General features: G+C 75.3%; 23 protein-coding genes and 1 tRNA gene. 9 read left to right on the top strand and 15 right to left on the bottom strand.

What is annotated here, in order from left to right:
- Positions 1–601, top strand: a 601-nt coding sequence (locus BMY88_RS07365) for an integrase core domain-containing protein (RefSeq protein ID WP_139220420.1), incomplete at its 5' end; no start/stop codon positions are given.
- 63 nt (positions 602–664) lie between these two features.
- On the opposite strand, the gene BMY88_RS07360 is transcribed toward BMY88_RS07365, so the two are convergent.
- The 3 genes from BMY88_RS07360 to BMY88_RS07350 all read right to left on the bottom strand — a co-directional run bounded on the left by BMY88_RS07360 (position 665) and on the right by BMY88_RS07350 (position 5,062).
- Positions 665–738: transfer RNA gene (locus tag BMY88_RS07360), tRNA-Met, on the bottom strand.
- A gap of 76 nt (positions 739–814) precedes the next feature.
- The gene (locus BMY88_RS07355) at positions 815–3,796 is read right to left on the bottom strand and encodes a UPF0182 family membrane protein (RefSeq protein WP_244524520.1); all 2,982 of its coding nucleotides are present in this window, start codon (positions 3,794–3,796) and stop codon (positions 815–817) included.
- A gap of 240 nt (positions 3,797–4,036) precedes the next feature.
- A complete protein-coding gene (locus tag BMY88_RS07350) occupies positions 4,037–5,062 on the bottom strand; it encodes a YlbL family protein (RefSeq protein ID WP_091941620.1) in 1,026 nt (341 codons plus the stop codon).
- Between the two features lie 119 nt (positions 5,063–5,181).
- On the opposite strand from BMY88_RS07350, the gene BMY88_RS07345 reads away from it, so the two are divergent.
- Complete coding sequence (locus BMY88_RS07345) at positions 5,182–6,501, top strand: zinc-dependent metalloprotease (RefSeq protein ID WP_091941618.1); 1,320 nt, start codon at positions 5,182–5,184, stop codon at positions 6,499–6,501.
- A 21-nt stretch (positions 6,502–6,522) separates the two neighbouring features.
- Here BMY88_RS07345 and BMY88_RS07340 read toward each other — a convergent pair whose 3' ends face one another.
- A complete protein-coding gene (locus tag BMY88_RS07340) occupies positions 6,523–7,179 on the bottom strand; it encodes a M48 metallopeptidase family protein (protein WP_244524511.1) in 657 nt (218 codons plus the stop codon).
- A 399-nt stretch (positions 7,180–7,578) separates the two neighbouring features.
- Between BMY88_RS07340 and BMY88_RS23760 the strand changes: the two genes are divergently transcribed.
- The 3 genes from BMY88_RS23760 (at position 7,579) to BMY88_RS07330 (ending at position 10,443) form a co-directional block, all read left to right on the top strand.
- Positions 7,579–7,731, top strand: coding sequence for a DUF5679 domain-containing protein (locus BMY88_RS23760; protein ID WP_012950213.1), 153 nt, complete (start codon positions 7,579–7,581; stop codon positions 7,729–7,731).
- Positions 7,732–7,915: 184 nt separating this feature from the next.
- Positions 7,916–9,094 (top strand): ThiF family adenylyltransferase, encoded by a 1,179-nt coding sequence (locus BMY88_RS07335; RefSeq protein WP_091941614.1) that lies wholly within the window; start codon positions 7,916–7,918, stop codon positions 9,092–9,094.
- Positions 9,095–9,120: 26 nt separating this feature from the next.
- On the top strand, positions 9,121–10,443 hold the full coding sequence (locus BMY88_RS07330; RefSeq protein WP_211435530.1) for an ABC1 kinase family protein: 1,323 nt from the start codon (positions 9,121–9,123) through the stop codon (positions 10,441–10,443).
- An 18-nt stretch (positions 10,444–10,461) separates the two neighbouring features.
- Here the strand turns inward: BMY88_RS07330 and dapA are convergent, their stop codons facing one another.
- The 5 genes from dapA to BMY88_RS07305 all read right to left on the bottom strand — a co-directional run bounded on the left by dapA (position 10,462) and on the right by BMY88_RS07305 (position 14,691).
- Entirely contained in the window at positions 10,462–11,322 is an 861-nt protein-coding gene (gene dapA / locus BMY88_RS07325; RefSeq protein WP_091941610.1) for a 4-hydroxy-tetrahydrodipicolinate synthase, read from the bottom strand.
- 128 nt (positions 11,323–11,450) lie between these two features.
- Positions 11,451–11,726, bottom strand: coding sequence for a hypothetical protein (locus BMY88_RS07320; RefSeq protein ID WP_091941608.1), 276 nt, complete (start codon positions 11,724–11,726; stop codon positions 11,451–11,453).
- Positions 11,723–12,067, bottom strand: coding sequence for a WhiB family transcriptional regulator (locus tag BMY88_RS07315; RefSeq protein WP_170860990.1), 345 nt, complete (start codon positions 12,065–12,067; stop codon positions 11,723–11,725). Before BMY88_RS07315 ends, BMY88_RS07320 begins: the two co-directional genes overlap by 4 nt.
- Positions 12,068–12,205: 138 nt before the next feature.
- Positions 12,206–12,490: a hypothetical protein gene (locus BMY88_RS07310; protein WP_091941606.1), complete on the bottom strand. Its 285-nt coding sequence runs from the start codon at positions 12,488–12,490 to the stop codon at positions 12,206–12,208.
- A 206-nt stretch (positions 12,491–12,696) separates the two neighbouring features.
- On the bottom strand, positions 12,697–14,691 hold the full coding sequence (locus BMY88_RS07305; protein ID WP_244524510.1) for an ATP-dependent helicase: 1,995 nt from the start codon (positions 14,689–14,691) through the stop codon (positions 12,697–12,699).
- Positions 14,692–14,815: 124 nt separating this feature from the next.
- Between BMY88_RS07305 and BMY88_RS07300 the strand changes: the two genes are divergently transcribed.
- Positions 14,816–15,079, top strand: coding sequence for a mycoredoxin (locus BMY88_RS07300; RefSeq protein WP_091941604.1), 264 nt, complete (start codon positions 14,816–14,818; stop codon positions 15,077–15,079).
- A 138-nt stretch (positions 15,080–15,217) separates the two neighbouring features.
- Complete coding sequence (locus BMY88_RS07295; protein WP_244524509.1) at positions 15,218–15,895, top strand: ANTAR domain-containing protein; 678 nt, start codon at positions 15,218–15,220, stop codon at positions 15,893–15,895.
- Positions 15,896–16,542: 647 nt separating this feature from the next.
- On the opposite strand, the gene nudC is transcribed toward BMY88_RS07295, so the two are convergent.
- From nudC to BMY88_RS07260, 6 genes are read right to left on the bottom strand one after another with little or no spacing between them, the layout of a single operon-like run.
- Positions 16,543–17,499, bottom strand: a complete 957-nt coding sequence (gene nudC / locus BMY88_RS07285; protein WP_091941602.1) for an NAD(+) diphosphatase — start codon at positions 17,497–17,499, stop codon at positions 16,543–16,545.
- Entirely contained in the window at positions 17,496–18,866 is a 1,371-nt protein-coding gene (locus tag BMY88_RS07280) for a M16 family metallopeptidase (protein ID WP_091941600.1), read from the bottom strand. The genes nudC and BMY88_RS07280 overlap by 4 nt, the downstream gene beginning before the upstream one ends.
- Positions 18,863–20,173, bottom strand: coding sequence for a M16 family metallopeptidase (locus BMY88_RS07275; protein ID WP_091941598.1), 1,311 nt, complete (start codon positions 20,171–20,173; stop codon positions 18,863–18,865). Before BMY88_RS07275 ends, BMY88_RS07280 begins: the two co-directional genes overlap by 4 nt.
- A 48-nt stretch (positions 20,174–20,221) precedes the next feature.
- Positions 20,222–21,109 (bottom strand): DUF2510 domain-containing protein, encoded by an 888-nt coding sequence (locus BMY88_RS07270; protein ID WP_091941596.1) that lies wholly within the window; start codon positions 21,107–21,109, stop codon positions 20,222–20,224.
- Positions 21,110–21,126: 17 nt separating this feature from the next.
- Positions 21,127–22,731 carry a serine/threonine-protein kinase gene (locus BMY88_RS24120; protein WP_211435529.1) on the bottom strand — a complete coding sequence of 535 codons (1,605 nt, stop codon included), beginning with the start codon at positions 22,729–22,731 and terminating at the stop codon, positions 21,127–21,129.
- On the bottom strand, positions 22,728–24,140 hold the full coding sequence (locus tag BMY88_RS07260; RefSeq protein WP_091941593.1) for a dipeptidase: 1,413 nt from the start codon (positions 24,138–24,140) through the stop codon (positions 22,728–22,730). Before BMY88_RS07260 ends, BMY88_RS24120 begins: the two co-directional genes overlap by 4 nt.
- A gap of 175 nt (positions 24,141–24,315) precedes the next feature.
- On the opposite strand from BMY88_RS07260, the gene BMY88_RS07255 reads away from it, so the two are divergent.
- Together BMY88_RS07255 and BMY88_RS07250 are read left to right on the top strand one after the other, a co-directional pair.
- On the top strand, positions 24,316–25,152 hold the full coding sequence (locus tag BMY88_RS07255; RefSeq protein ID WP_091941744.1) for an alpha/beta fold hydrolase: 837 nt from the start codon (positions 24,316–24,318) through the stop codon (positions 25,150–25,152).
- Between the two features lie 91 nt (positions 25,153–25,243).
- Entirely contained in the window at positions 25,244–25,798 is a 555-nt protein-coding gene (locus BMY88_RS07250) for an isochorismatase family protein (RefSeq protein ID WP_091941591.1), read from the top strand.
- Positions 25,799–25,801 lie beyond the last annotated feature (3 nt).

The following is a 25,801-nucleotide window of genomic DNA, read 5'->3' as shown; positions in this document are numbered from 1 at the left end:
CCCGGCGTCCACGCTCACCGACAACGGAATGGTCTACACCACCCGCTTCGCCGGCGGCCGCGGCGGACGAACCGGCCTGGAAACCGAACTGGCCCGCCGCGGCATCGTGCAGAAGAACTCCCGCCCCAACCATCCGACCACCTGCGGCAAGGTCGAACGCTTCCAGCAGACGATGAAGAACTGGCTCCGCGCCCAACCGACGCAACCGGCCACCCTCACCGCCCTGCAGGCTCTCCTCGACGCCTTCCTCGACGCCTACAACCACCACCGCCCGCACCGCTCGCTGCCCCACCGCGCCACCCCCGCGACCGCCTACGCCGCCCGCCCCAAAGCCCCCCCCGGTACCGACCTCGACACCCACCACCGAGTCCGCACCGACAAGATCGACACCACTGGCTGCGTCACCCTGCGCCTGGCCGGCCGCCTGCACCACATCGGCATCGGCCGAACCCACGCCGGAACCCACGTCCTGCTCCTCGTCCAGGACCTGGACATCCGCGTCATCGACGCCGCCACCGGCGAACTACTCCGCGAACTCGTTCTCGACCCCAGCCGCGACTACCAGCCAACCGGCCGACCACCCGGCCCCACCCGCAAATGACAAACGCCCGAACCCACGTTCCGTGGGTCCGGGCGTCCGGGATGTCTTGCGACATCACAGTTGTAGCGGGGGCAGGATTCGAACCTGCGACCTCTGGGTTATGAGCCCAGCGAGCTACCGAGCTGCTCCACCCCGCGTCGGTAGACACCACTGTACACCGACCGTGGGGAGCACCGGGCGGGGGGCCGGTCGACCCCCCACCCGGGCAGGCGATCAGCCGCCGGGGCCGGCCGCGGCCTGCGCCGCCTGGTAGGCCTCGACCGCCGCCTGCAGCTCCTCCAGCGCCTGGCCCTGGGCGGCGAAGTCACCGCTGCGCTGCGCCTCCTCCAGGGCCCCGAGCGCCGCGTCGAGCCGCTGCACCGCCTGGTCGAGCTCGGGGGTCGAGCCGGTTCCGCCGCCGCTCGGCGGGGGCGTCGGCTCGGTGGGCGGTTCGGTCGGGTCCGTCGGCGTCGGCTCCGGTTCCGGTTCGGGATCGTCGCCGCTGTCGATCGCGACGTCACCGGCCCCCGTGCCGAACACCTGGTCCAGCGCCTCCGCCAGCGTCTCCGCGTACCCGACCTGGTCCCCGTAAGCGACGAGGACCCGGCGCAGCAGCGGGAAGGCGTTCTGGCTGGTGCCCTCCACGTACAGCGGCTGCACGTACAGCAGACCGTTCTCGCCGATCGGCAGGGTGAGCAGGTTGCCGAACACCGGCTGGGAGTCGGCGCTGCGGAACAGGTTCAGGTCGCGCGCGACGTCGGGATCGGCGTTGAACGTGTCCTGCACCTGCTGCGGCCCGAGGAACGGCGTGTTGCCCGGGAGCTGGAGCACCTGGATCTGCCCGTAGGACTCGGGATCGCTGGACGCCGAGATGAAGGCGGAGAGGTTCGGCCTGCGGAACGCATTCAGTGCGCTCGTGAGCTGGAAGGTCGCCCCGTCGTCACCGGGCCGCTGGGCCAGGATGTAGTACGGCGGCTGCGCCTCGTCGACGCCCTCCTGGGTCGGATCGACCGGCACCTGCCAGCGGTCGTTGTTCTGGTAGAAGTCCTGCGGGTCGGACACGTGGTAGCGGGTGAGGATGTCCCGCTGCAGCTTGAACAGGTCTTCCGGGTACCGGACGTGATCCTCGAGCTCCTGCGGCATGTCCTCCTTGGGCAGGACGACGCCCGGGAAGGCCTCCATGTACGTCTCGAGGACCGGGTCCTCGGTGTCCCACTCGTACAACCGCACGGTGCCGTCGTAGGCGTCGACGGTGGCCTTGACGGAGTTGCGGATGTAGTTGAACTGCTCGTCGGGCAGCGCCGTCGTCCCCTGGTTGGTCTGCGCGTCCGTGGCAGCCTCGCCCAGCTCCAGGAACTCGGCGTAGGGAAAGGAGTCCGACGTCGTGTAGCCGTCGAGGATCCACGTGATTCGCCCGTCGATCACCGCGGGGTACGGGTCGCCGTCCACCTCGAGGAACGGCGCCGCCTTCTCCACCCGGTCCCGCGGGTCGCGCACGTAGAGGACGCGGGAAGCATCGTTGACGGCGCCGGAGAGCAGGAAGTTCCGCTCGCGGTAGTGGATGGCGAACGCCAACTGCCGGAAGAAGCTGCCGATCGCCACCCCGCCCTCGCCGTCGTAGGTGTTGTTGATCTGGCCCTCGTCGTCGGAGTCGTCGTCCTCGGGCCGGTCGAACTCGCGGGGCGCCTGCCCCTCGGGCGCGCCCACCACGGAGTAGACGTCCTCGTCGTTCTCCTGGAGGAGCTCGCCGTAGTAGATGCGCGACTGCTCGACCTCGATGTTGCCGGTGGTCGGCAGGTCGGCGGTGGTGAAGTTCGGCAGACCGCCCTCCTGCCCCTCGACGACGTCGACGACCCGGTTGGCCGGCGCGGCGACGAAGCCGTTGCCGTGGGTGTAGACGGTGTGCCGGTTGATCCAGCTCGACTGGTTCTCCGACAGGCTCGCGGTGTCCAGCTCGCGGACGGCGACGACGTAGTCCTGCGTGACGCCGTCGATGGTGTACCGGTCGATGTCCAGCTTCTCCGGGAAGCCGTACCAGTTGCGGATCTGTTGGCGGGCGGTGAACGTCGCCGACAGCACGTTCGGGTCCAGCAGCCGCGCGTTGGGGATCGTCTCCGTGTCGGCGCGGAGTTCCGCCAGGGCCGCCTCGGTGTCGGCCTCGTCACCGGTCGCGCTCTGCGCGTAGTCGATGAAGGTGACCTTGTCCTCGGTCAGACCGTAGGCGTCGCGGGTGGCCGCGATGGCGCGGGAGATGTACTCGGCCTCGCGCTGGTCGGCGCTGGGCCGGACGACGAACTGCTGGACGATCGCCGGGTAGGCGACGCCGATGACCAGGCTGGACAGCAGCAGCAGCACGAGCGCCGCCGCCGGCAGCCGCAGGTTGCGGACGACGACGTTGGCGAAGAAGGCCAGGGCACAGAAGGCCGCGGCGAACATGAGGATCGTCTTGGCCGGCAGCAACGCATTGACGTCGGTGTAGCTCGCCCCGGTGAAGACCTCGCCGCGGTCGGAGAACACCAGCCCGTAGCGGTCCATCCAGTAGGCGAACGCCTTGAGCAGCACGAACAGGCCCAGCAGCACCGACAGCTGCACCATCGCCGCCTGCGTCAGCTTCTGCCCCGGGGTCTGCAGCCGGAGGCCGCCGAACAGGTAGTGCGTCAGCAGCGACCCCACCAGCGCGAGCAGCACGATGGCGAACCCGAAGCCCAGCAGCAGCCGGTAGAAGGGGTAGTCGAAGACGAAGAAGGACAGGTCGAGCCCGAACTCCGGGTCCGTCCGGCCGAACTCGGTGGAGTTGCGGAACTCCAGCCAGGTCTGCCAGCTGCCCTGCGCGGTGAAGCCGGCGAACAGGCCGACGACGACCGCCACCGCCGACAGCACCAGCGTGCGGCGGGGCTCCAGCGACTGGCGGTAGCGCTCGAGGTTCTGCTGCTCCAGCGACATCGGCCGGAACGTCGGCCGGAAGCGGTAGGCCAGGTAGATCGCCAGCGCGGTGAGCCCGCCCGTGGCCACGCCCGCCACCGCGAACAGCAGCGCGCGGGTCTGGAGCTCGGTCCAGAACACCTCGGTGTAGCCGGTCTCGTCGAACCACAGGTAGTCGACGTAGACGTTCGTCAGCGTCCCGATGGCGGTGAACAGCACCAGCAGGACGGCGATGGCCCCGATGACGATCTTGGCGCGCCGCGACAGCGTCGGCACGGACACGGGGGGCCGCATGGCCACGAGCGGTCTCCTTCAGTTGCGGTGGTGCGGAGGGCCTCCGGCGGCGGGACCGCCGGACGCCCCGTTCCTCAGCGTGTGGACCGCGGGCGGTCGGGTCGGCGTCGGACCCGGTCGACTCCGACGGGCGCCGGCCCGGTCAACCCAGGACAACGCACGGGCCCGCCCCGGGTTCCCCGCCGCGCCCAGCTTCCCCCACGCGGGGCCCGGGCGGGCCGGCGGCTCGGGGGAGCACGGTCAGCACCCCTCCGGGGTGCGGCCGGCCCGGTGGTCGGCCAGCGCGTCCAGGGCGTCGTCGACGTCGGCCACGCGCGCCAGCACCAGCCCGGGCTGCGGGGCGTCGAGCGCCTCGTCGCAGTTGTCCGCGGGCACGAGGAACAGCTCGGCGCCGAGGTCGCGGGCGGCGACCATCTTCAGCTGGATGCCGCCGATCGGACCGACCGAGCCCGCCTCGTCGATGGTCCCCGTTCCGGCGATCACCGCGCCCTCGGTGAGGTCGGTGTCGCCGACCAGGTCGAGGATCCCCAGGGTGAGCATCAGCCCGGCGGACGGGCCGCCGATGTCCTGGACCTGGATGTCGACGTCGAAGGGCGCCGACGGCCGGTCGGTCACCAGGATCCCGAGCAGCGCGCCCTCCCGCTCGGTCGCCCGGCCCGTGGTGATCTCCACGGTCCCGGGCTCGCCCAGCCGGGTGTAGGCCACGGTGACGGTGCTGCCGCCCTCGATGCCGCCCAGGACCTCGTCCAGCGCCGCGGTGTCCGGCGTCGGCCGCCCGTCGATCGACTCGATCGCGTCGTTCTCCTCCAGCCGGCCCGCGGACGGCGAGTCCTCGGCCGGGATGCCGCGGACGACGACCTTCTCCGGGTAGCCCAGCCGCTCCAGCGCCACCGCCTCGGCCCGCTCCTCGGAGCTGAGGAACGCCTCGCGGTTGGCCCGCTGGGTCTCCTCCCGCGAGCGGCCGGAGGGGTAGACCGACTCCTGCGGAACGATGCTGATCTCGTCGTCGAACCAGCCCTGGACCGCCTCGACGAGGCTCAGGCCGGGCCGGCTGACCCCCACGGTCGTCAGGTTGAGGTTGCCGCTGACGTCGTTGCGCTCCCGGCCGGTGACGGCGATGAGCGGCTCGCCGTCCACCTCGCCGATGGTGTTGTAGGTGGGACCCGGCTGCTGCGCGACGTAGGGCACCGGCACCGCCGTGCCGAGCACGCCGAGCACGAGCAGCAGCACCACGCCGGTTCCGAGGACGGCGATCCGACGGGTCACGACGGGCCAGCTTAGGGGAAGGACCTCGGTGCCCCCCGCACCGTGGGCGTCCGCCGACGGCGTAGCGGATGGGCCATCGAGGAAGCTCGCGGCGAGATCACCGCGACTACCGTGGAGCCATGAGTGACGTGCCGTTCGGCTTCGGACCCTCCGACCGCGACCCCGAACGCCGCGACCAGCCCGGACCCGGCGACGACCCCTTCGGCCTGGGGGCACTGTTCGGCGGCGGCGCCGGCGCCGGCACCCCGCAGGAGTTCCTGGCCAAGATGCCGCTGTTCGCGGAGCTCCAGAAGCTCATGAACTGGTCCGGCGGACCGGTGAACTGGGACCTCGCCCGCCAGGGCGCCATCAGCGCGCTGGCCGCCGGCACCCAGCCGGTGTCCGACGGCGAGCGCACCGCGATCGCCGAGTCGCTGCGGCTGGCCGACCTGTGGCTGGACCAGGTGACCGACCTGCCCTCGGGGGTCGAGCGCACGCTGGCGTGGTCGCGCGTCGAGTGGGTGGAGCAGACGCTGCCGCAGTGGACCCGGCTGATCGACCCGCTCGCCGAGCGCGTGGTCGCCGCGATGACCGGCGCCCTCCCCCAGGAGGCGATGGCGATGGCCGGTCCGCTCGCCGGGATGATGGGCCAGGTCGGCGGCCTGATGTTCGGCGCCCAGGTGGGCCAGGCGTTCGGCCGGCTGGCCGGCGAGATCCTCACCGGCACCGAGGTCGGGCTGCCGCTGGCACCCGACGGCGCGGCGGTGCTCGTTCCGCAGAACGTCGCCGACTTCGCCGCCGGCCTGGACCGCCCCGCCGACGAGGTGCGGCTGTTCCTGGCGCTGCGCGAGGCCGCCTCGCTGCGGCTGTTCGCGCACGTGCCGTGGCTGCGCCAGCAGCTGCACGACGCCGTCCACGCCTACGCCCGCGGGATCACGGTCGACCGCGAGGCCATCGAGCGAGGCCTCAGCGAGGCCATGGGCTCCGGCGGCATCGACCCGAACGACCCGGAGAGCCTCCAGCGGCTGCTGCCGATGCTGGAGCCGGAGGAGACCCCGGAGCAGCAGATGGCGCTGCGCCGGCTGGAGACCCTGCTCGCGCTGGTCGAGGGCTGGGTGGACGCCGTCGTGGCGGCCGCGGCCGGGGACCGCCTGCCCGGCCACGGCGCGCTGGCCGAGACGATGCGCCGCCGGCGGGCTTCCGGCGGCCCGGCCGAGCAGACCTTCGCCACGCTCGTCGGGTTGCAGCTTCGTCCCCGCCGGCTGCGCGACGCGGCCACCGTCTGGGGAGCGATGGCCCAGAAGCACGGCACGGCCGAGCGCGACCGGCTGTGGTCGCACCCGGACCTGCTCCCGACGTCGGACGACCTCGACGAGCCGCTGGACTTCGTGGCGCGTCAGGGCATGGACGACGAGCTGCGGGCCCTCACCGACGAGGAGCCGGAGGACGGCCCGAGCTGAGCGGGCCCTCCTCGGGGGCGCTCACTCGACGTCGACGTCGTCCTCCGGGAGGTCGCCGCCGGCGTCGTGCCGGGCCAGCTCGACGCCCTCGAGGAACCCGCGGGCGCGCTCGGCGCGCGGATAGCACGCCACCAGCGCCCAGAACCGCGGGTCGTGGCTCGGTTCGATCAGGTGCGCGAGCTCGTGCACGAGCACGTAGTCGACGACGTACTCGGGCATCCCGCGCAGCCGGCTGGACAGCCGGATGCTGCCGTCGGTCGGCGTGCACGACCCCCAGCGCCGCAGCTGGTTGTCGACCCACCGCACGCTCGTGGGGCTTGGCACGCCGTCCAGGTGCGCCGCCGCGAGCTCGCGGGCGCGGCTCATCAGCTGCTCGTCCCCGCCGAGCGAGCGGCGCCGCCGCTCCTCCCGCGTCTGCAGCTTCGCCACCATCTGCGCCACCCAGCGGCGCTCCTCGGCGGGGGTGAACGCCGCCGGGATCAGCACCACGGTGCGACCGGACTCCCGGTACGCCGTGACCGTGCGCCGGCGTCGCGTGCTGCGGCGCACCTCGACCGGCCCCGCCGCCGCTCCCGCCAGGTCCGACCCGGCCAGGGGCATGGCGGACGCGGCCCGCTCGGCCGGCGTCTGCTTCGCCGTTCCGGGGGTGGTCGGGGTGGGAGGGGTCCGTGCGCGCACGGTTGCACGGTAGCCACGGGAGCCCGCCGTCGCCGCTCCGCGACACCCGCTCGGGTGCAGGAGCGCACGGACGGTGGACAAGGCTGTGCCTCCGTCCCCCGGACGTGCTGAACTGTCCGGCCCTCCGGCCCGCGTCCGGGGCGTTCGCGCAGGTGAGGGCGTGGTTGGAACGAGGCGTGGCGACCTCCGGCCGACCGGTGTCCCCCGGCCGCCCACAGCGACACGCCACGCACTCCCCAGGTGCTCCACAGCGTCGTCCACAGGGTGTGGGGAGCCGGGTGGTGGCCCGGCCCCCCAGGGCCACGCCGCCACCGGGGCCGCCCGCGCACGGCAGGTAGCGTTCGGCCCCAGCGGCGCCCCGCACCGGGCGCCGGACGAGCCAGCAGGAGGAGGAGCACCGTGGCGGAGAGCTACAACGGCTACTGCGTGAAGTGCAAGGAGAAGCGGGACTTCGACGGCGAGGTCAAGGTCAGCGAGTCCGGCCGCCGCATGGCCCAGGGCACCTGCCCGGTGTGCGGCACCAAGATGAACCGGATCCTCGGCAAGGCCTGAGCGACGGACCGGGCTCCCGACGAGGAGCCGGCGACGGCGGCGTTCCCTCTGTGCGGGGACGCCGCCGTCGGCATTTCCGCGGCCCGTCGACGAGGGCGGGTTCCGGGGCCCGGGGACGACGGCAGATTCCCGGGCCTGTGGACGACGGCGGCGCGAGCCGGACGGCGGTGTCAGGCTGCCGCGCGTGTCCGACACCGACCACCCGCTGCTGCCACCGGCCACTCCCCTGCTGCTCCGCGCCGCCGACACCGTCCAGGTGGGCGGGGTCGACAGCGGGGTCGGGCTCGTCGTCCGCCCGGGGGCCGCGGAGCTGACCGCCCTCCTGCGCGGGCTGGACGGCCGGCGTCCGCAGCGGGCGGTCCTCACCGACGCCGCGGAGTCCGGCTTCGACCCGGCGGCGGTGGCCGGGTTGCTCGACGGCCTGCGGACGGCGGGCCTGCTGGTCGACCTCGACGCGGCCGACCTGCTGGCGGCCGACGCCGGCCCGGCCGCGGCGGCCCGCACCACCGCCGAGCTCCCCGCCGTGCGGGGGCATCCCGGAGGGCGGCCCCGGTGGGCGGCGCGGCGCCGGGCGACCGTGCTGGTGGAGGGGGCCACGCGGGTGGGGGTCCCGCTCGCGTCGGTCCTCGCGGCCAGCGGGGTGGGCCGGGTGTGCATCAGCGACCGGGGGCCGGCACTGGCCGCGGACGCCGTGGTCGGCGGGCTCCGCGCCCGGGACGAGGGCCGGCCGCGGGCGCTGGCGGCCGCGGACGCCGTTCGCCGGGCCAGCCCGCTGGCCGACGTGCGGCCGCTGCCCGAGGGCACGACCCCGGACCTCGTGGTGCTCGCCCGCCCGTGGGCGGCGGCCGATCCGCTGGCGACGGGCTGGCAGCGGTCCGGCATCGTGCACGTGGTCGCGACCGTCCGCGGGGAGACCGGGGTCGTCGGCCCGCTCGTCGTGCCCGGGCGGACCAGCTGCCTGCGCTGCGCCGACCTCCGTCGTCGCGACGCCGACCCGTCGTGGCCCGCCCTCGCCGCCCAGCTCACCGCCGGCGAGGTACCGCCGAGCGGCTCCACCATCACCTGCCTGCTGACCGCGGTGACCGCCGCCCAGCAGGTGCTGGCCTACCTCGACGGCAGCGGCGCCCCCGCGGCCCTGGGAGCGACGGTGGAGCTGCGCCCGCCCGACCTGGTGCCCGTGCGCCGGCCGTGGGCCGCCCATCCGGAGTGCGGCTGCCTGGCGGCACCGGGGCGGTCCGCAGCGACCCCATCGGGGGACTCGCGCGGACCCGCACTCGGCGCCCGGGAGACGGTGCGGGGACAATGGGACCAGGAGCGGCCGGACCGTGGCCCCCTCCGGACCGACGACCTGAGACCGCCGTGACCGACGAGCGTCAGCGAGGAGGACACGTGCCCGACAGCGAGCGGTCGATCCCCAAGGGCTCGGTGGCCCGGACCGCCCGGCTGGCCTCCCTCCCACTCGGCGCCGCCGGGCGCGCGACGCTGGGAATCGGCAAGCGGCTGTCGGGGCGACCGGCCGACGCGGTCGCCGCGGAGCTCCAGCAGCGCACGGCCGAGCAGCTGTTCGCGGTGCTGGGCCAGCTCAAGGGCGGTGCCATGAAGCTCGGCCAGACCCTCTCGGTGTTCGAGGCCGCCGTGCCCGAGGAGGTGGCCGCCCCGTACCGCGAGGCGCTGGTCAAGCTCCAGGAGGAGGCGCCGCCGATGCCGGTGCGCACCGTGCACGCGGTGCTCGCCCAGCAGCTCGGTGGCACGTGGCGGGAGCGGTTCCGGCACTTCGACGACGCCCCGGCCGCGGCGGCCAGCATCGGCCAGGTGCACCGGGCGACCTGGCGGGACGGCCGCGACGTGGCGGTCAAGATCCAGTACCCGGGCGCCGCGACCGCCCTCATGGCCGATCTGAACCAGCTGGCCCGGTTCGCCCGCGTGTTCGCCGCGCTGTTCCCCGGCATGGACGTCAAGCCGCTCATCGCCGAGCTCAAGGCGCGCGTGATCGAGGAGCTCGACTACGGGCTGGAGGCCGACTCGCAGCGGCAGTTCGCGGCGGCCTACGCCGGAGACCCGGAGATCGTCGTCCCTCGGGTCGTGGCCAGCGCGCCGAAGGTGATCGTCTCCGAATGGCTCGACGGCATCCCGCTGTCGAAGATCATCGCCGACGGCACTCGGGAGCAGCGCGACCGCGCCGGGCTGCTCATGGCCCAGCTGCACTTCTCCGGGCCCCAGCGGGCGGGGCTGCTGCACGCCGACCCGCACCCCGGCAACTACCGGCTCACCCGCGACGGCCGGCTCGGCGTCATCGACTTCGGGGCCACGGCCCGCCTCCCCGACGGGCACCCCGAGCCCATCGGGCGGCTGCTGCGCTGGGCCCTGGCCGGCCGGGCGGAGGACGTCCTGGTCGACCTGCGCGCCGAGGGGTTCATCCGGGCCGGCATCGAGGTGGACGCCGAGGGGGTGCTCGACTACCTGGGCCCGCTGCTCGCGCCGATCGAGACCGACCGCTTCCACTTCACCCGCGCCTGGATGCAGGAGCAGGCCGCCCGCGTGGCCGATCCGCGCAACGAGGCGAGCCGGCTGGGCCGCCTGCTCAACCTGCCCCCGGCGTACCTGCTGATCCACCGGGTGACGATCGGCTCGATCGGCGTGCTGTGCCAGCTGGACGCCGCGGGGAACTTCCGCGCCGTCCTCGAGGAGTGGCTGCCCGGCTTCACCGAGTGATCCGGTGCCGGCGCGCTCCTAGCCGACCGGGGCGAGCAGCCCGCGGCGTTCGAGCATCGCGCGGATCACGGCGGTCTCGGCGTCGTCGGCCTCCACCAGGGGGAGCCGCAGGCCGGCCGAGCAGTGGCCCAGCAGGGCGAGCGCAGCCTTGACCCCGATCGGGTTCGTGGTCACGCCCAGCGCCGCGTAGACGTCGCGCAGGGAGGCGTCGATCTCCGCCCGCCGCTCCGGCTCGGTGACCATGCGGCGCATCTCGTTCCCCACGACGTGGCTGGCCACGAGGATGCCGCCGACCGCGCCCAGGTCGAGGGCGCGCGCGAAGGTCTCGTCGTTGCCGGCGTAGAGGTCGAGCCCGTCGATCGGCGCGAGGTTCGCGTCGTTGGCCTGCTTGACCCCGACGATGTTCTCGGCGCTCGCGCCGATCTCGGCGAGCAGGTCGTTGGGGACGTCGATGGCCGCCCGCGACGGGATGTTGTAGAGCAGGACCGGCTTGTCGGTGCTGCGCGCCACCTCGGCGTAGTGGGCGAGCAGCCCGCGCCGGTTCGGCTTGTTGTAGTACGGGGTCACCGACAGCACCCCGTCGACGCCCAGTTCGGTGGCCCGCGCGGTCATCTCGCAGGCGTGCCGGGTGTCGTTGGACCCGGTGCCGGCGATGACCTGCGACCCCGCGGGCTTCTCGCTCACCGCGAGCTCGATCACCCGCAGGTGCTCGGCCGCGGTGAGCGTCGCCGCCTCTCCGGTGCTGCCGCAGGCCACGATCCCGTCCGAGCCGTTGGCGACGACATGACGGTGGAGGGCGACGAAGGCCTCCTCGTCGACGCTGCCGTCGTCGTCGAACGGGGTGACGAGGGCCGTGAGGACGGGGCCGAAGGCGGACACGACAGGCAGGTTATCCGGCGCGCGGCGGTCTGTTCCGGACGCACCGGGAGCCGACCGGGGCGGGACGGCGGCCGCGGGTGCCCCCACCGCGGCCGCCGTCCCGCCGGGGGACTGCACCGGTGCCACCGTCAGCGGACGGCCGCGCTGGCCCGCGCGGCCCGCAGCCGCGCGTACTCGGCGCGGCGCGCCCAGCGGCGGGCCGCGCGGAGCCGCCGCATCCGGGTGGCCGTGTCGGCCTCCGTGCGCAGCTCCGCGAGCCGGTCGCAGGCCAGGTCGTACTCGTAGCCGTACATCTGGATCGCCTCGTTCCGGAGAGCGACCGCCCGGGACAGGGTCGGTCGCGGACTGAGTTGCCGGTCGTACCGGGAGCCCCGCTGCGGGGCGGCCGGGTGGTCCGTCGTCATGCCGCCACGACCTTGCGGGGACGCCCCCGCGGCCGCTTGCGGGCGATGACCGTGCCGCGCTCGAAGATCTCGCCACCCCACACGCCCCACGGCTCCGCGCGGGACAGGGCGCCGGCCAGGCACGCGTCGCGCACCGGGCACTCCGCGCACAGCGCCTTGGCGATCTCCAGCTGCTCCGGCCGCTCGGCGAACCACAGGTCACGGTCGTCCTCGCGGCAGGGCAGCGGCCGGCGCACCGGCGCCGGCGCCAGGGGCACCTGGGGCTGGCGCGGGGTGGAGCCGCCGGTCCGGGGGAGCCCGGATCGGCGATGGGTCGTCGGGCGGCTCAGGGTCGACTGCACTGCCGCTCCTCCTCGTACTCGTCGTCTGCAGCCGGCGGGGGACGCCGACCGGTGATCGGGGCCGGGGTGCCGCGAGAAAGACGAAGGCCGCGGATCCCGGGGTTCGGGTTCCGCGGCCTCGAGGAGGTCCGGTGAGCGCTAGCTCAGCGGCCTGCCCGGGGAGTGGATCCCGAGGGTGGACTTGTTCTGGGTGGAGTTGTCATCGATGTGGCGCTCGTCGGCCGCCGTGCCGGCGCCGAACGGCATGGCACCGGTCAGGGCGCGCAGCCGGGCGGCGGGCACGCGGGTGCCGGCCAGCGGGGCGCGGCGGGCAACGGTCGGCGCCGCGACGTGAGCGGCGCAGGCGCCGCCGGCAGCGGCCGGACGCGCGACGAGGACCCCGGCGACGAGGGCGGGGGTGGTCGTCCAGTTCGTGCTGATCATCTGTGCCACCCCTCCTCCCGGGGACGCGGTGCGGCCGTGGTCGACGGCACCGGAGCTGGTGCGGCCCGGGGTCCACCCCGGGCGCGATCAGGACAGTAGGGGCCGCCGCGGAGGGCGGTCAACGCATTTACCGCCGGCGCAGCTGCGTGGCCCCCTCCAGGGCCCGCCCCGAGCTTGCGCGGGGCGGGAAGGAAGGGGGTCCTTCATCAGCTGCCGAGGGTGGCCAGCACGTCCTCGCCGTACAGCTCGAGCTTGCGCGAACCGATCCCCGGCAGCCCGGCCAGCTCGCGCAGGGTCGCCGGGCGGGTCTCGGCGATCGCCTGCAGGGTCGAGTCGGGGAAGACGACGTAGGCGGGCACGGACGCCGCCTGGGCGGCCGTGCTGCGCCAGGCGCGAAGCCGCTCGAACAGCTCGCCCGCCTCGCCGTCCAGCACGACCTTCGCCTTCTTCGGCTTGCGCGCCGGGAGGGCGGCCCCGGCGTCGGGCGCGAGCCCGTCGAGGAACCGGCTCCTCGGCCGGCTGCGCCGCGCGCCCGGATTGCGGGCCAGCGACCAGGAGAGCGTCAGCTGCTCGCGCGCGCGGGTGACCGCGACGTAGAGCAGCCGGCGCTCCTCCTCGACCGCGTCGGGCCGGGCCAGCGACTGGGAGATCGGGACGACACCGTCGACCAGGCCGACGACGAAGACCGCGTCCCACTCCAGCCCCTTGGCGGCGTGCATGGAGGCGAGCGTGACGCCCTGCACGGTCGGCGCGTGCTGGGCGTCGGCGCGCTGGGCCAGGTGCGCGACGAAACCGGGCAGGTCGAGCGCGGGGTTCTCCGCGACCAGGTCGACGGCGAGATCGACCAGCGCCGACAGCGACTGCCAGCGGTCCCGGGCCGCGCCACCGGCCGGCGGCCGGTGCTCGACCCAGCCGGTGGAGGCCAGCACGTCGCGCACCGTGGGCACCAGCGCGCCGGGCTCGCTGCCCCCCGCGGCGGCGCCCCGCAGCAGCAGCACCGCCTCCCGGACCTCGGGCCGCTCGAAGAAGCGCTCGCCGCCCTTGAGCACGTAGGGCACCCCGGCGTCGGTCAGCGCGTTCTCGTACACCTCGGACTGGGCGTTGATCCGGAACAGGATCGCGATCTCGGACGCGGGGGTGCCGGCGTCGACCAGCGCGCGGCACGCAGCGGCCACCGCCTTGGCCTCGGCGGGCTCGTCGGGGTGCTCGGCGAATCGCGGCGCGGGCCCCTCGGCGCGCTGACCGAGCAGCCGCAGCCCGGGGAGCCCCTTGCGCCTGGTCGCCTGCCCGATGAGCTTGTTCGCCAGCCCCACGACCTGCGGGGTGGAGCGGTAGTCCCGCTCCAGCTTGACCACCTCGGCGTCGGCATACCGGTCGGCGAAGCCCAGCAGGTAGTCCGGGTCGGCGCCGGTGAACGAGTAGATGGTCTGGTTCGGATCGCCGACGACGCACACGTCCGCGCGACCGCCCAGCCAGGCGTCGAGCAGCCGCTGCTGCAGCGGGTTGACGTCCTGGTACTCGTCGACGACGAAGTGCCGGTACTGGGCGCGGATCTGGCGGGAGACCTGCTGGTGCTCCTCCAGCGCGTAGGCGGTGACCAGCAGCAGATCCTCGAAGTCCAGCGCCCCGTCGCGGGACTTGGCCGCCTCGTAGGAGGCGTAGACCTGCGCCACCGCGGCGGCCTCGAACGGCGGCTCCCGCCCGGCGGCGGCCGCCCGGGCCGGGTAGTCCTCCGGCGTGGCGAGGGTGGTCTTCGCCCACTCGATCTCGCTGGCGAGGTCACGCAGGCTGGTCCGGTCGGTGGTCAGCCGCGCCCGCGCCGCCGCGTTGCCGACGACCCGCAGCTTGTTCTCGATCAGCGGCGGCATCGGCCCGCCGAGCACCTGCGGGGCGAAGTAGCGCAGCTGGCGCATGGCCGCGGCGTGGAAGGTGCGCGCCTGGACGCCGCCCACGCCCAGGGCGGCCAGCCGGGTGCGCAGCTCGCCGGCGGCACGCGCGGTGAACGTGACGGCCAGCACGGTCTCCGGCGCGAACGCCCCGACGTGCACCCCGTAGGCGATGCGGTGGGTGATCGTGCGGGTCTTGCCCGTGCCGGCACCGGCCAGGATGCAGACCGGCCCGCTCACCGCGGACGCCGCGGTCCGCTGCTCGTCGTCCAGACCGGCGAGGACCGCCTCGCCGCCCCGCTCCCCTGCGCTCACCCCCTGATCCTCCCAGCCGCACCCGACAGACCCGGGAAGCATCCCCAGGCCGGTGGTGTTGCGGGGTCGGGACAGCGGAACCGTCCCGACCCGTTCGACCGCCAGCACCTGGAGGAACCCCTCGATGAGCGCCGCCACCGCCGCCGTGACGATGTACAGCACCACCTGGTGCGGGTACTGCAACCGGCTCAAGAAGATGATGCAGCGCGAGGGCATCGAGTTCGCCGAGGTCGACATCGAGGTCACCGAGGGCGCCGCCGACCTGGTCATGGCCGCCAACGGCGGGAACCGGACCGTCCCCACCCTGGTCTTCGCCGACGGGTCCGCGCTCACCAACCCCTCCCTCGACCAGGTCAAGGCCCAGCTCGCGCAGCTGCCCGGCGCGTAGCCGCCCGCCACCGCGGCGGGCCCGGCCGAGGAGGTGCTACGGCCCCGGGGCGGGGACAGGGCATCATCGCTGTGAACGGGCCGCACCGGGCGACCCGTGCCCGGTCGCGCCCGGGGTGTTCCCCTCGGAGGTCGTCACGTGAGCTCGAGCCCCGAGCACGCCGACCGTGACCCCGGCTGCCCGGACGCGCTGCGCGCCGGGCCGGTTCCGCCGGTGATGGTCGTGCGCTCGGCGCTCGGCTGGTCGGTGGTCGCCCCGGGGACGACGGCGGACGTCGGCGACGTCCTGGAGGGCCTCTCCCTCGCCGACCTCCTGGCCGAGGCCCTCGGCGCGGCGTCCGAGCCCGACCGGACCGCCCGGCGCGCCGCCCGCGGCCCCGTTCCGGCGGAGGCCGACCCCGACGCCGATCCGCGCGACGCCCGGCTGGCCGCCCTGGAGCGCACCGTCGCTCAACTCGAGCACGCGCTCGCCGCCCGCGTCACCACCGAGCGGGCGATCGGGGTGCTCGCCGAGCGCCACCGCACCACTCCCCGCTCGGCGTTCGAACTGCTGCGGGGCGAGGCGCGCAGCACCGGCCGGCCGGTGCACGAGCTCGCCCGCGCCGTGCTCGCCCCGCTCGAGGAGTGCCCGGCGGTCCCGGTGACCACCGCCGCCTGCCCGGCCGGCGGCGCGCCGTCTCCGCCCGGGGCGCCGGCTGCCACGCTGCCGGCCGTCCCGACGGCGGCCGCCCCGCTGCCTCCCGCGCCGCGAGCTCCGGGCGGGCGGCGCACCCGGACCCGCCCGGGCGCCGTCGTCGCGGGGGACGGCCGCTCCTGACCGGGCCCGAACCGCTCACCCCCGCGGGCCTGGCCGACCGGCTGGCCACGCTGCTCGCCGCGCTGCCCCCCGAGCCGGGCGCCACCGCCCTGCGGGTCGCCGTCGACGGTCCGGACGTCGCCGACCCCGCGGCGCTGGCCGGCGCGGTGGCCGACCGGCTGCCCGCGCTGGGCCGGCCCGCCGCCGTCGTCCCGGCGCCGGGGTTCTACCGGCCGGCGTCGCTGCGGCTGGAGCACGGCCGCACCGATCCCGACGCCCGCTACACGGACTGGCTGGACACCGGCGCCCTGGCCCGCGAGGTGCTGGACCCGCTCGGCCCCGGCGGCAGCGGCGAGTACCTGCCGGTGCTCTGGGACCTCGACCGCGACCGGGCCGCACGGCAGCCGCGCCTGCCGATGCCCGCGGGCGGGGTGCTGATCCTGGCCGGCGCGCTGCTGCAGGGGGTGGGCCTGGCGCTCGACGTCGTCGTCCACCTGCGGGTGGCCCCGGCGGCCCGGCGGCGACGGACCCCGGAGCCGGACGCGTGGCAGCTGCCCGCGTTCGACCGCTACGACGACGAGGTCGACCCCGCGGCGCTGGCCGACGCCGTGGTGCTCGCCGACTCCCCCGACCACCCCGCGCTGGTGCTGCAGGGGCGGTTCGCCTAGTCAGAGCTCGCCGGCGAGCCAGCGGTCGATGATGTTCCGCGCGATCGACACCGGCGGCGGCAGCGCCCGCGGGCCCTCGCCCGCGCGCAGCTCGTCGCGGGTGAACCAGCGGGCCTCCTCGATCTCCGTGGGGTCCAGCCGGAGGGTGGGATCGCCGTCCAGGCGGGCGGTGAACCCGAGCATGAGCGACTGCGGGAACGGCCAGGGCTGGCTGGAGACGTAGCGGACGTCAGTGACCTGCACCCCGACCTCCTCGAACACCTCCCGCGCGACGGCGCTCTCGGCGGACTCGCCCGGCTCGACGAACCCGGCGAGGACGGAGAACCGGCCGGCGGGCCACACCGCCTGACGGCCGAGTACGCAGCGGTCCCCGCCGTCGTGCACCAGCATGATCACCGCGGGGTCGGTCCGCGGGAAGAGCTCGGCCCCGGTGACCGGGTCGCGCTGCACCCAGCCGGCCTTCTCGACGACGGTCGGTGCGCCCGACAGCGGGCTGAACCGGGCGCGGGCGTGCCACTCCAGGATGCCGATCGCCTGGGCCAGCAGCCCGGCGTCCAGGTCGGAGAGGTCGGCCCCGAGCTCCCGCAGGTCGTGCCAGCCGTCGGCGTCGGCCGTCGTCCGCTCGCCGCGCAGCGCGGCGTACGGGACGCCGTCGGCCTCACCGAGGTACACCGCGCCGGCCGGCAGGGCCGGGTGCTCCTCCCACACCAGCCGCGGGCCGGCGGGGGTCCGGCGCACCGGGACGCCGCCGCGCGGGTCGACGGTCAGGAGCTGCACGGGGCGGCCGCCGGCGGGGTCGGGCAGGGCTCGGCTCAGGTGCGCCCGGTCGTGCGCGGAGCGGGAGAGCACGGGCACGAATCCGGTGGTCGGCCGGTCGTCGTCGCCCCAGGCGTCGGGAGGTGCGGCGTCGGGGGGCGGGTTGTCCGCGATCGTGCTCCCGCCCTCGGGCACGCTCACGCCCCGGCCTCGTCCGCCGCGGCGACCTCGACCGGCCCGAGGGCACGCAGCGGCTCGGCGATGCGCGCGGCATCACCGACGACGACCGCGGTGAGCGCGTCGGGGGCCAGGTACCGGCGGGCGGCCTCCTGCACCTCGTCGAGGGTGACCGCCGCGAGGGCGCGCTGGTGCTCCGCGAGCCACTCCGGCGCCAGCCCGGCGCCCAGCAGCGCGGAGACGGTGCTGGCCAGGCCGGCGTGCGTGGCCGTGGACAGCGCCATGCTGCCCAGCACGTAGCGGCGGGCGCCGTCGAGCTCGGCGTCGGTCACCGGCAGCAGCGCCATCCGGCCGAGCTCGTAGAGCGTCTCGAGCAGCGCCGGCCCGGTCACCTCGGTGGCGACGTCGGCCTCGACCACGAACGACGACGACGCCGCGAGGTGGTCGACGGAGCTGCGCGGGCTGTAGGTGTACCCGCGCCGCTCGCGGATGTTCTCCACCAGTCGCGAGGAGAAGTAGCCGCCGAAGACCATGTTGGCCAGCCGGACCGCGGGCAGGTCGGGGTCGGTGCGGCGCGGGGCGGGGCCGCCGAGGCGCACGTTGGACTGCACGGCGCCGGGGCGGTCGACGACCTGGAGGACGCCGGGGTGCTGCTCGGTGACCGGCGGGGCGACGACCGCGGCGCCGTCGCCGGTCCAGCCGGCCAGGGCGGTGGCGGCGGCGTCCACGGCCGCGGCGGGATCGAGGTCGCCGACGAGCACGAGCGTGCTGCCGGCCGGGACGACCCGGTCGCGGTGCAGCTTGCGCAGCGCCGCCGCGCGGACCAGCGCCACCTGCTCGGCCGCGGGCAACTGCAGCGCGTACGGATGCGCGCCGTAGCGCCGCTCGGCCAGGGCGATGCGGGCGATGACCCCGGGCTGGGACCGGGCGATGCCGATCCGCTCGGCGACCCGCGCTCCCTCGGCCACGACCTGCGCGTTGGGATAGGTCGCCGAGGTGAGCACCTCGGCGAGGACGCCCAGCACCGGAGCCAGCCCCGCGGTCAGCACGGTGGTGGAGAACAGCACCCGGTCGGGGTCGGTCGACACGGCGAGCTCGCCGCCATGGGCCTGGACCAGCTGGGCGATCCCGCTCTGGTCGTGCCGCTCGGTGCCCAGCAGGACGGCGCCCGAGAGCACCGAGGCGCGGGCGGCGTGCTGGGCGGCGGCGCGCGCGGTGCCGGCGGCGAAGGGCACCCGCAGGCGGAGCTCGACCAGCGGCACACCCGGCCGCGGGACGACGACGACGCGCAGCCCGTTGGGCAGGGTCTGCTCGGTGACCGCCAGCTCCGGCTGCGGCCGGGGCTCCCCCAGCGGCGGGACGAGCCCCATGTCGAGCACCGGCGCGCTCATCGCCGTCCTCCCGTGGCCTGGAGCTCGAGGACCGCGACCGTGCCGGGATCCAGGCCGCGGGCGGCGGCCTGCACCTGATCCGGGGTCACGGTGGCCAGGCGGGCGGCGTGCTCGCCGGCCAGCTCGGCGCGGCCGTGGACCAGCTCGGCGGCGGCGAAGCCGAGGGTGCGGCCGAGCACGCTGTCGGCCTGCTGCAGCAGCTGCGCCTCGGCGCGGGCCTGCACCCGGGCCAGCTCGTCGGCCTCGACGCCCTGCGTGGCGATCCGCGCGATCTCCTCGTGCACCGCGCCGATCACCGCCTCGACGGGCACGGCGGCCGGGTGGTGCACCTGGGTGGTCAGCAGCGTGGCGTCGCGGACGTCGAACGGGTCGCCGAACAGCCCGACGTAGCTGCTCTGCGCGACCGCGAGCTGCTCGTCGTGCACGAGCCGGCGCTCCAGACGGGACGCGTCGCCCTCGCTGAGCAGCTCGGCGAGCAGCACGCTGCCCAGGTAGGTGTCGAGGTCGCCGACCGGGTCGGGCACCCGCCAGCCGAGCGCCACCGCCGGCGCCGGGGCCAGCCGGTCCTCGATGACGGCGGAGCGCACCGTGGTCGGCGAGGGCTCGCCGGTGGCCGGCGTCGGCGGCACGTCGCGGGCCTCGACGGCGCCGAACCAGCGCTGCACCAGCCGCTCGGTCTCGCCGACGTCGAGGTCGCCACCGATGCACAGCACCGCGTTGCCCGGGGCGTAGTAGCGGGAGAAGAAGTCGGCGGCGTCGTCGACCGTCGAGGACTCCAGGTCGACGAACGAGCCGTAGCCGTCGTGGGTGTTGGCGAAGCTCTCGAAGGCCACCGTCGGGAGCTGCAGCCAGGGGAAGGCGCCGTAGGGTCGGTTGAGGACGTTGACCCGGATCTCCTCCTTAACCACGTCGATCTGGTTGCGGAGGTTCTCGGCGGTGATGGCCGGCGCGGCCATCCGGTCGGCCTCGAGGAAGAGCGCCCGCTCGAGCGCCTCCGACGGCAGGGCCTCGTAGTAGTTCGTGTAGTCCTGGTGCGTCGACCCGTTGAAGGTGCCGCCGGCGGCCTGGACCAGCCGGGCGTGCTCCATCTTCGGGACGTGCGCCGAGCCCTGGAACATCAGGTGCTCGAAGAGGTGGGCAAAGCCGGTGCGGCCCTCGGGCTCGTTCCGCATCCCGACGTCGTAGCAGACGGTCACGGCCACGACCGGCACGCTGCGGTCGGGCGCCAGGACCACCCGCAGTCCGTTGTCGAGGCGGAAGCGCTCCACCGGGTGCCGGATGGTCAGGTCGGCCCCAACTGCTGTCACGACCCGAGACTATGCCTCGGCGGTCCTCCGGACCGGAGGACCGCGTTGTCACAGCACGTCGACGGAGGCGATGACCTGGTCGATGACGCCGTACAGCTCGGCGTGGGTGTTCGGGATCGACAGGTACAGCAGGGCCGGCTGGGCCCGGCCGACGTCGATCAGGAGCAGCGCCGCCCGCTCGCCGGTGGCGTCGTAGCCCTCGATGTCCCACCGCAGGTTGAACTCGACGAGGTGGGCGGGCGCGCCGTCGACGGTGAGCTCCTCGTCGCGGAGGACCTCCTGCTCGTTGGGCGCCGGGTAGTAGTTGACCCGCGCGCTGTCGACCACCTGCTCGAGCGTCGCCGCGAGGCTTCCCGGGCCGGCGTACCCGAACTCCGGCGCGAGCGGCCCGGAGGTGCACTGGGCGATGAAGACGCCGACGGGGGTCTGCTCCTGGGTGATGAAGTACTGCCCGGCCGTCTCCGTGGTCTCCGACATGGGACCGAGGTCGAACTCGAACCAGCCGTCCCCGAGGTAGGGATAGGCGATGCCGGCTGCCTGGTCGATGATCCGCACGGTGCCCGGCGGGAACGCGGGGCCGGACGCGATCGGCGGGTCCTCGGTGCGCGCGGGGCCGTCGGAGGAGGCGCCGCCCCCGCCCTTGCCGACGAGCAGCGCGAGGACGACGACGAGCACGAGCCCCAGCACGCCCAGCCCGATGCCCCAGGCCAGCCCGGTGCGCCGCGGCGGCGGGGCGCCGGCGGGCTCGTAGGTCACCGGCCGGGCGGGCGCGAGGGTGGCGGCGGTCCCCGGCGCGGAGTGCACCGCGACCCCCGGGCCGGCCGGCGTGGTCACGTCCGACCAGGTCACCCCGTTCCACCAGCGCACCATGCCCGGCGCGCCGTCGGGGTCGGGGTACCAGCCCGCGGGCGCGGAGTACTCGCCTGGTCCGGTCACGGGCTCACATTAGGGCGTCAGAAGCCGCGGTCGGCGTTGCTGCCCCACCAGCTGCGCAGCGTGCTCAGCCCGGACTCGCCGCCGCCGCGCAGCTCCACGATCCCGGAGCTGCCGAGGTCGTCCCACGTCCAGGTGAGGACCGCGTCGCCCTCCTCGTCGACGTAGCAGGCGAGCGATCCCACCTCGGCGTCCCCGCCGGACTCCGTCAGGCGCAGCCAGCCCTGGGGGGTGTCGCCGGATCCGCAGTCGAAGGTGTCCTCCAGGCGCCGCAGCCCGTTCTCCTCGACCTCGGCCTGCAGCGCCCGCTCGGCGCCGTCGTCCGCGTGGACCCGGTAGGTCCCCTCGGGCACGTCGGAGTCGGCGTCGCCGTCGGGGCACAGCAACCGGCGCAGCTCCCCCTCCCCCGGCTGCTGGACCGTGCAGTCGCCGGCGGTGAGGTCGCCGGGCAGCGCCTGGGTGAGGAGCCGGTCGGCGGTCGCCTCGACGTCGTCCTCGACCGTGTCGGCCCGCCGGTCCAGCACCACCGCGAGGACGGCGAGGGCCAGGGCCGCCGCGGTCAGGAGCGCGACCACGACCCACGGCAGCGGGTTCCGCCGCCGCGGAGCGGGTGCGCCGGGCACGACGGCCCCGACCACGGTGGGCGGGGCACCGGCCACGGGCTGCTGGCGGGTCGCGGGGCGGTCGTCGTCCCCGGGGAGCGGGGTCACGGCGGTGCGGTCGCCGTCCGGCCGCGGCACCGGCACCCCGCTGCCGGCCAGCGCCGCGCGGGCGGCGGCGGCCATCGCCCCGGCGGTGGGCCAGCGCCGCTCCCGGTCCTTGGCCAGGCCGCGCAGCACGACGGCGTCGAGCGCCGCCGGCAGGCCGGGGCGCAGCGACGACGGCGCCGGCGGCTCCTCGTGCAGGTGGGCGTACATGAGACCCATCGGATCGCCCGGGGCGAACGGGCGGCGGCCGGTGAGCAGCTCGAAGAAGACGCAGGCCAGCGAGTAGACGTCGGCGCGGCCGTCCAGCGACTCCCGGCTGAACCGCTCCGGCGCCATGTACTCGGTGCTGCCGATGGCCAGCCCGGTGCCGGTCAGGCCGGGGCCGGTGCCCTCGTCGGCCACCCGCGCGATGCCGAAGTCGGCGAGGTAGGCGAAGTCCTCGCCCGCCGCGGAGCCGGCGAGGTCGGCGCCGTCGGCGCGGCCGACCAGGAGCACGTTCGAGGGCTTCACGTCGCGGTGCACCAGGCCGCCGGCGTGGGCGGCGTCCAGGGCGCGGCCGACCTGGCCGACCAGGTCGGTGGCGCGGGCGGGGTCCAGCGGGCCGGAGCGGGCCAGCAGCGAGCCCAGGTCCTCCCCCTCGACCAGCCGCATGTCCAGGAACAGCTGCCCGTCGATCTCGCCGTAGCGGTGGATGGGCACGACGTGCGGCTCGTTCAGCCGCGCGGCGATCTGCGCCTCGCGGCGGAACCGCTCGCGGTAGTGCTCGTCGGTGGCCCACTGGGCCGGCAGCAGCTTGAGGGCGACGTCGCGCTGGTGCTCGGCGTCGTGCGCGCGCAGCACCTGCCCCATGCCGCCGCGGCCGAGCACGCCCAGCACGCGGTAGGGCCCGAACTGCGTGGCCTCCTGCTCCGGGGTCACGGGTGCGGCACCGCGGCGAGCTCGCGCCACAGGTGGGCCGCGGCCTCGGCGCCGCGGGTGAGCATCGGCAGCAGCACCCGTTCGTTGGGCGAGTGGATGCGGTCGGTGGGCAGGCCGGCGCCGAGGAACAGCAGGGGCGCGCCGAGGACGTCGACCAGGTCGGCCTCGGGGCCGCTGCCGCCCTCGCGGGTGAACAGCACCGCCGCGGGTTCGGTGTCGAAGGCCCGGGCGATGGCGGCCAGCAGCGCGGACATGGCCGGGGAGTCGAGGTCGCTGGCGCACGGCGAGACGCCGCCGGGTGGGGTGTGCACCTCGGCCTCGATACCGGCGGGGAGGTGCTGCTCCACCCAGGCGCGGACCTGCGCGGCGACGTCCTCCGGGCGCTGGTCGGCGACCAGCCGGAAAGTCAGCTTGGCGTGCGCCTGCGCCGGGATGATCGTCTTGTGGCCGGGGCCGGTGTAGCCGCCCCACATCCCGTTGACCTCGGCGGTCGGGCGGGCGCCGACGCGCTCCAGGGTGCTGAACCCGGCCTCGCCGGCGGTCGCCCGGGACGCGGCGGGCCCGGCCAGCCAGGCCTGCTCGTCGAAGGGCACGCGGGCCATGAGCTCGCGCTCCCGCTCGCTCAGCGGGCGGACGGCGTCGTAGAACCCCGGCAGCGTGACCCGCCCCTGCTCGTCGTGCAGCGCGGCGAGCAGCGCGGCCATCGCGTGCAGCGGGTTGGGCACGCCGCCGCCGAAGGAGCCCGAGTGCAGGTCGACCGCGGGGCCGCGCAGGGTGATCTCGGCGTCGGCCAGGCCGCGCATGCCGACGACGGCGCTGGGCACGTCGGGGGCGACCATGCCCGTGTCGCTGACGACGACGACGTCGCAGGCCAGCCGGTCGCGCCGCTCGCGGAGCAGGTCGGCGAAGTGCGGCGAGCCCGACTCCTCCTCCCCCTCGATCAGCAGCTTCACGGTGACCGCGGGGGTGTCGCGGCCGGTGGCGGCCAGGTGCGCGCGCAGGCCGAGCAGGTGGAAGGCCACGTTGCCCTTGTCGTCGATGGCGCCGCGGGCGTGCAGCTCGGGCCCGTGCGGGCCCTCCACCACGGTCGGCTCGAACGGCGGGTGCTGCCACAGCTCGACGGGAACGACCGGCTGGACGTCGTGGTGGCCGTAGACGAGCGCGACCGGGACGCCGTCGTCGGCCGACGGCCACTCGGCGTAGACGGCCGGCGCACCGGCGGTCGGCCAGATCTCCACGGTCGGGAAGCCGGTGCGGCGCAGGGCGTCGGCGAGCCACTCGGCGCTGCGGGCGACGTCGGGCGCGTGCGCCGGGTCGGCCGAGATCGAGGGGATGCGCAGCCACGCGCGGAGGTCGGCGTGCAGCTCGTCGAGGTGGGCGTGCACGAACGCACGTTCGGGGCTCGTCACGCCCCGACGGTAACGGGACGGCCGGGGGCAGGCCGTCCGGCGTCGGAGCAGGAGTCGGGCCGGCCGGGCGGGTCCCCCGTCGAGTGTCGTCCCTCAGCCGGCCACTCCGCCGTCCGGAATGGCCGCTGGGAGGACGACGCTGCCCGGGCCGCGCCCCGGCACTAGCGTGCCGGGCATGACCGCAGGGCTGCAGCGCGTGGACGTCGGCGACCTCACCTTCGACGTCCGGGCCGACGGGCCCGACGACGGCCGGCCGGTGCTGCTGCTGCACGGCTTCCCGGAGACCTCGCTGTCGTGGGCGGCGGTCACCCCGCTGCTGACGCGGGCGGGCCTGCGCACCTACGCGGTCGACCAGCTCGGCTACTCCCCCGGCGCCCGCCCGGCCGAGGTCGGGGCCTACGCCCTGCCCAACCTCGCCCAGGTCACCGCCGACCTGATGACGGCGCTGGACGCACCGGTCGCCGACGTCGTCGGGCACGACTGGGGCGCGAACGCGGCCTGGGCGCTGGCCGCCTGGCACGGCGACCGGGTGCGGTCGCTGACCGCGGTCTCGGTGCCGCACCCGACCGCGTTCACCGCCTCCTTCCGCGCCGATCCGGAGCAGAAGGAGCGGTCGGCCTACATCCGGCTGTTCTGGCAGGAGGGCAAGGCCGAGGAGGTGCTGCTCGCCGACGGCGCCCGCCGGCTGCGGCGGATGTTCGGCGGCGCGGTGCCCGAGGAGGCGATCGACACCTACGTGGCGGTGCTCTCGGCGCCGGGCGCGCTCACGGCGGCGCTCAACTGGTACCGGGCGATGAGCTCGTCGACGCCGGTGGACGACGTCGCGGTGCCGACGACGTACGTGTGGAGCGACGGCGACGTGGCGATCGGCCGGACGGCGGCGGAGGCGTGCGCGCGGCACGTGACCGCCGACTACCGGTTCGTGGAGCTGCCCGGCGTCAGCCACTGGATCCCGGAGCAGGCGCCCGAGGAGCTGGCCCGCGCGATCCTGGACCGCATCGCCTCGACGTGAGGCGACCACGGCGGTCGGCGGTCGGGACGCCGGAACCGTCGGTGGGTGGGTGGACGATGGAGCGCACGATCCCCGGACACCAGGTGGAGTCATGACGATCCTCGAGAACCGGCCGCACACCGCCCTCCTCGTGATCGACGCCCAGCGGGACGTCGTCGGGGAAGCGCACGATCGGGAAGCCGTGGTCACCCGGATCGGCCGGCTGGTCGAGCGGGCCCGGGCGCAGCGCGTGCCCGTCGTCTGGGTGCAGCACTCCGACGAGCAGCTGCCGCGGGGTAGCGACGGCTGGGCGCTCGTCCCGGAACTGGGCCGCGACGAGGCCGAGCCGCTCGTGGAGAAGAACTACGGCGACGCCTTCGAGGCCACCTCGCTGGAGACGGTGCTGGCCGGCCTCGGCGTCGGCAGGCTGGTGGTCGCGGGCGCGCAGACCGACGCGTGCGTCCGGTCGACGCTGCACGGCGCGCTGGTCCGGGGCTACGACACGACGCTCGTCCGGGACGCCCACACCACGGAGGACCGGACCGCGTACGGCGCGCCGACGCCGGAGCAGGTCATCGCCCACACCAACCTCTACTGGAGCTACCAGTCGGCCCCCGGGCGCACCGCCGGGACCGTCGCGACCGCGGACGTCGACTTCACCGCCTGACCC

It is taken from the genome of Trujillonella endophytica, from assembly GCF_900110555.1.
Lineage (GTDB): Bacteria > Actinomycetota > Actinomycetes > Mycobacteriales > Geodermatophilaceae > Trujillonella > Trujillonella endophytica.
The sequence above is the reverse complement of the archived record's forward strand: the minus strand, read 5'-3'. Positions and strand labels throughout refer to the sequence as shown.

What these genes read in the sequence shown, in the direction of transcription:
- BMY88_RS07280 (WP_091941600.1), bottom strand. Translation starts at nt 18,866, where the DNA reads ATGAGCGCGCCGGTGCTCGACATGGGGCTCGTCCCGCCGCTGGGGGAG.
- BMY88_RS07310 (WP_091941606.1), bottom strand. Translation starts at nt 12,490, where the DNA reads ATGATCAGCACGAACTGGACGACCACCCCCGCCCTCGTCGCCGGGGTC.
- BMY88_RS07250 (WP_091941591.1), top strand. Translation starts at nt 25,244, where the DNA reads ATGACGATCCTCGAGAACCGGCCGCACACCGCCCTCCTCGTGATCGAC.
- BMY88_RS07255 (WP_091941744.1), top strand. Translation starts at nt 24,316, where the DNA reads ATGACCGCAGGGCTGCAGCGCGTGGACGTCGGCGACCTCACCTTCGAC.
- BMY88_RS07300 (WP_091941604.1), top strand. Translation starts at nt 14,816, where the DNA reads ATGAGCGCCGCCACCGCCGCCGTGACGATGTACAGCACCACCTGGTGC.
- BMY88_RS07355 (WP_244524520.1), bottom strand. Translation starts at nt 3,796, where the DNA reads ATGCGGCCCCCCGTGTCCGTGCCGACGCTGTCGCGGCGCGCCAAGATC.
- BMY88_RS07345 (WP_091941618.1), top strand. Translation starts at nt 5,182, where the DNA reads ATGAGTGACGTGCCGTTCGGCTTCGGACCCTCCGACCGCGACCCCGAA.
- BMY88_RS07320 (WP_091941608.1), bottom strand. Translation starts at nt 11,726, where the DNA reads ATGACGACGGACCACCCGGCCGCCCCGCAGCGGGGCTCCCGGTACGAC.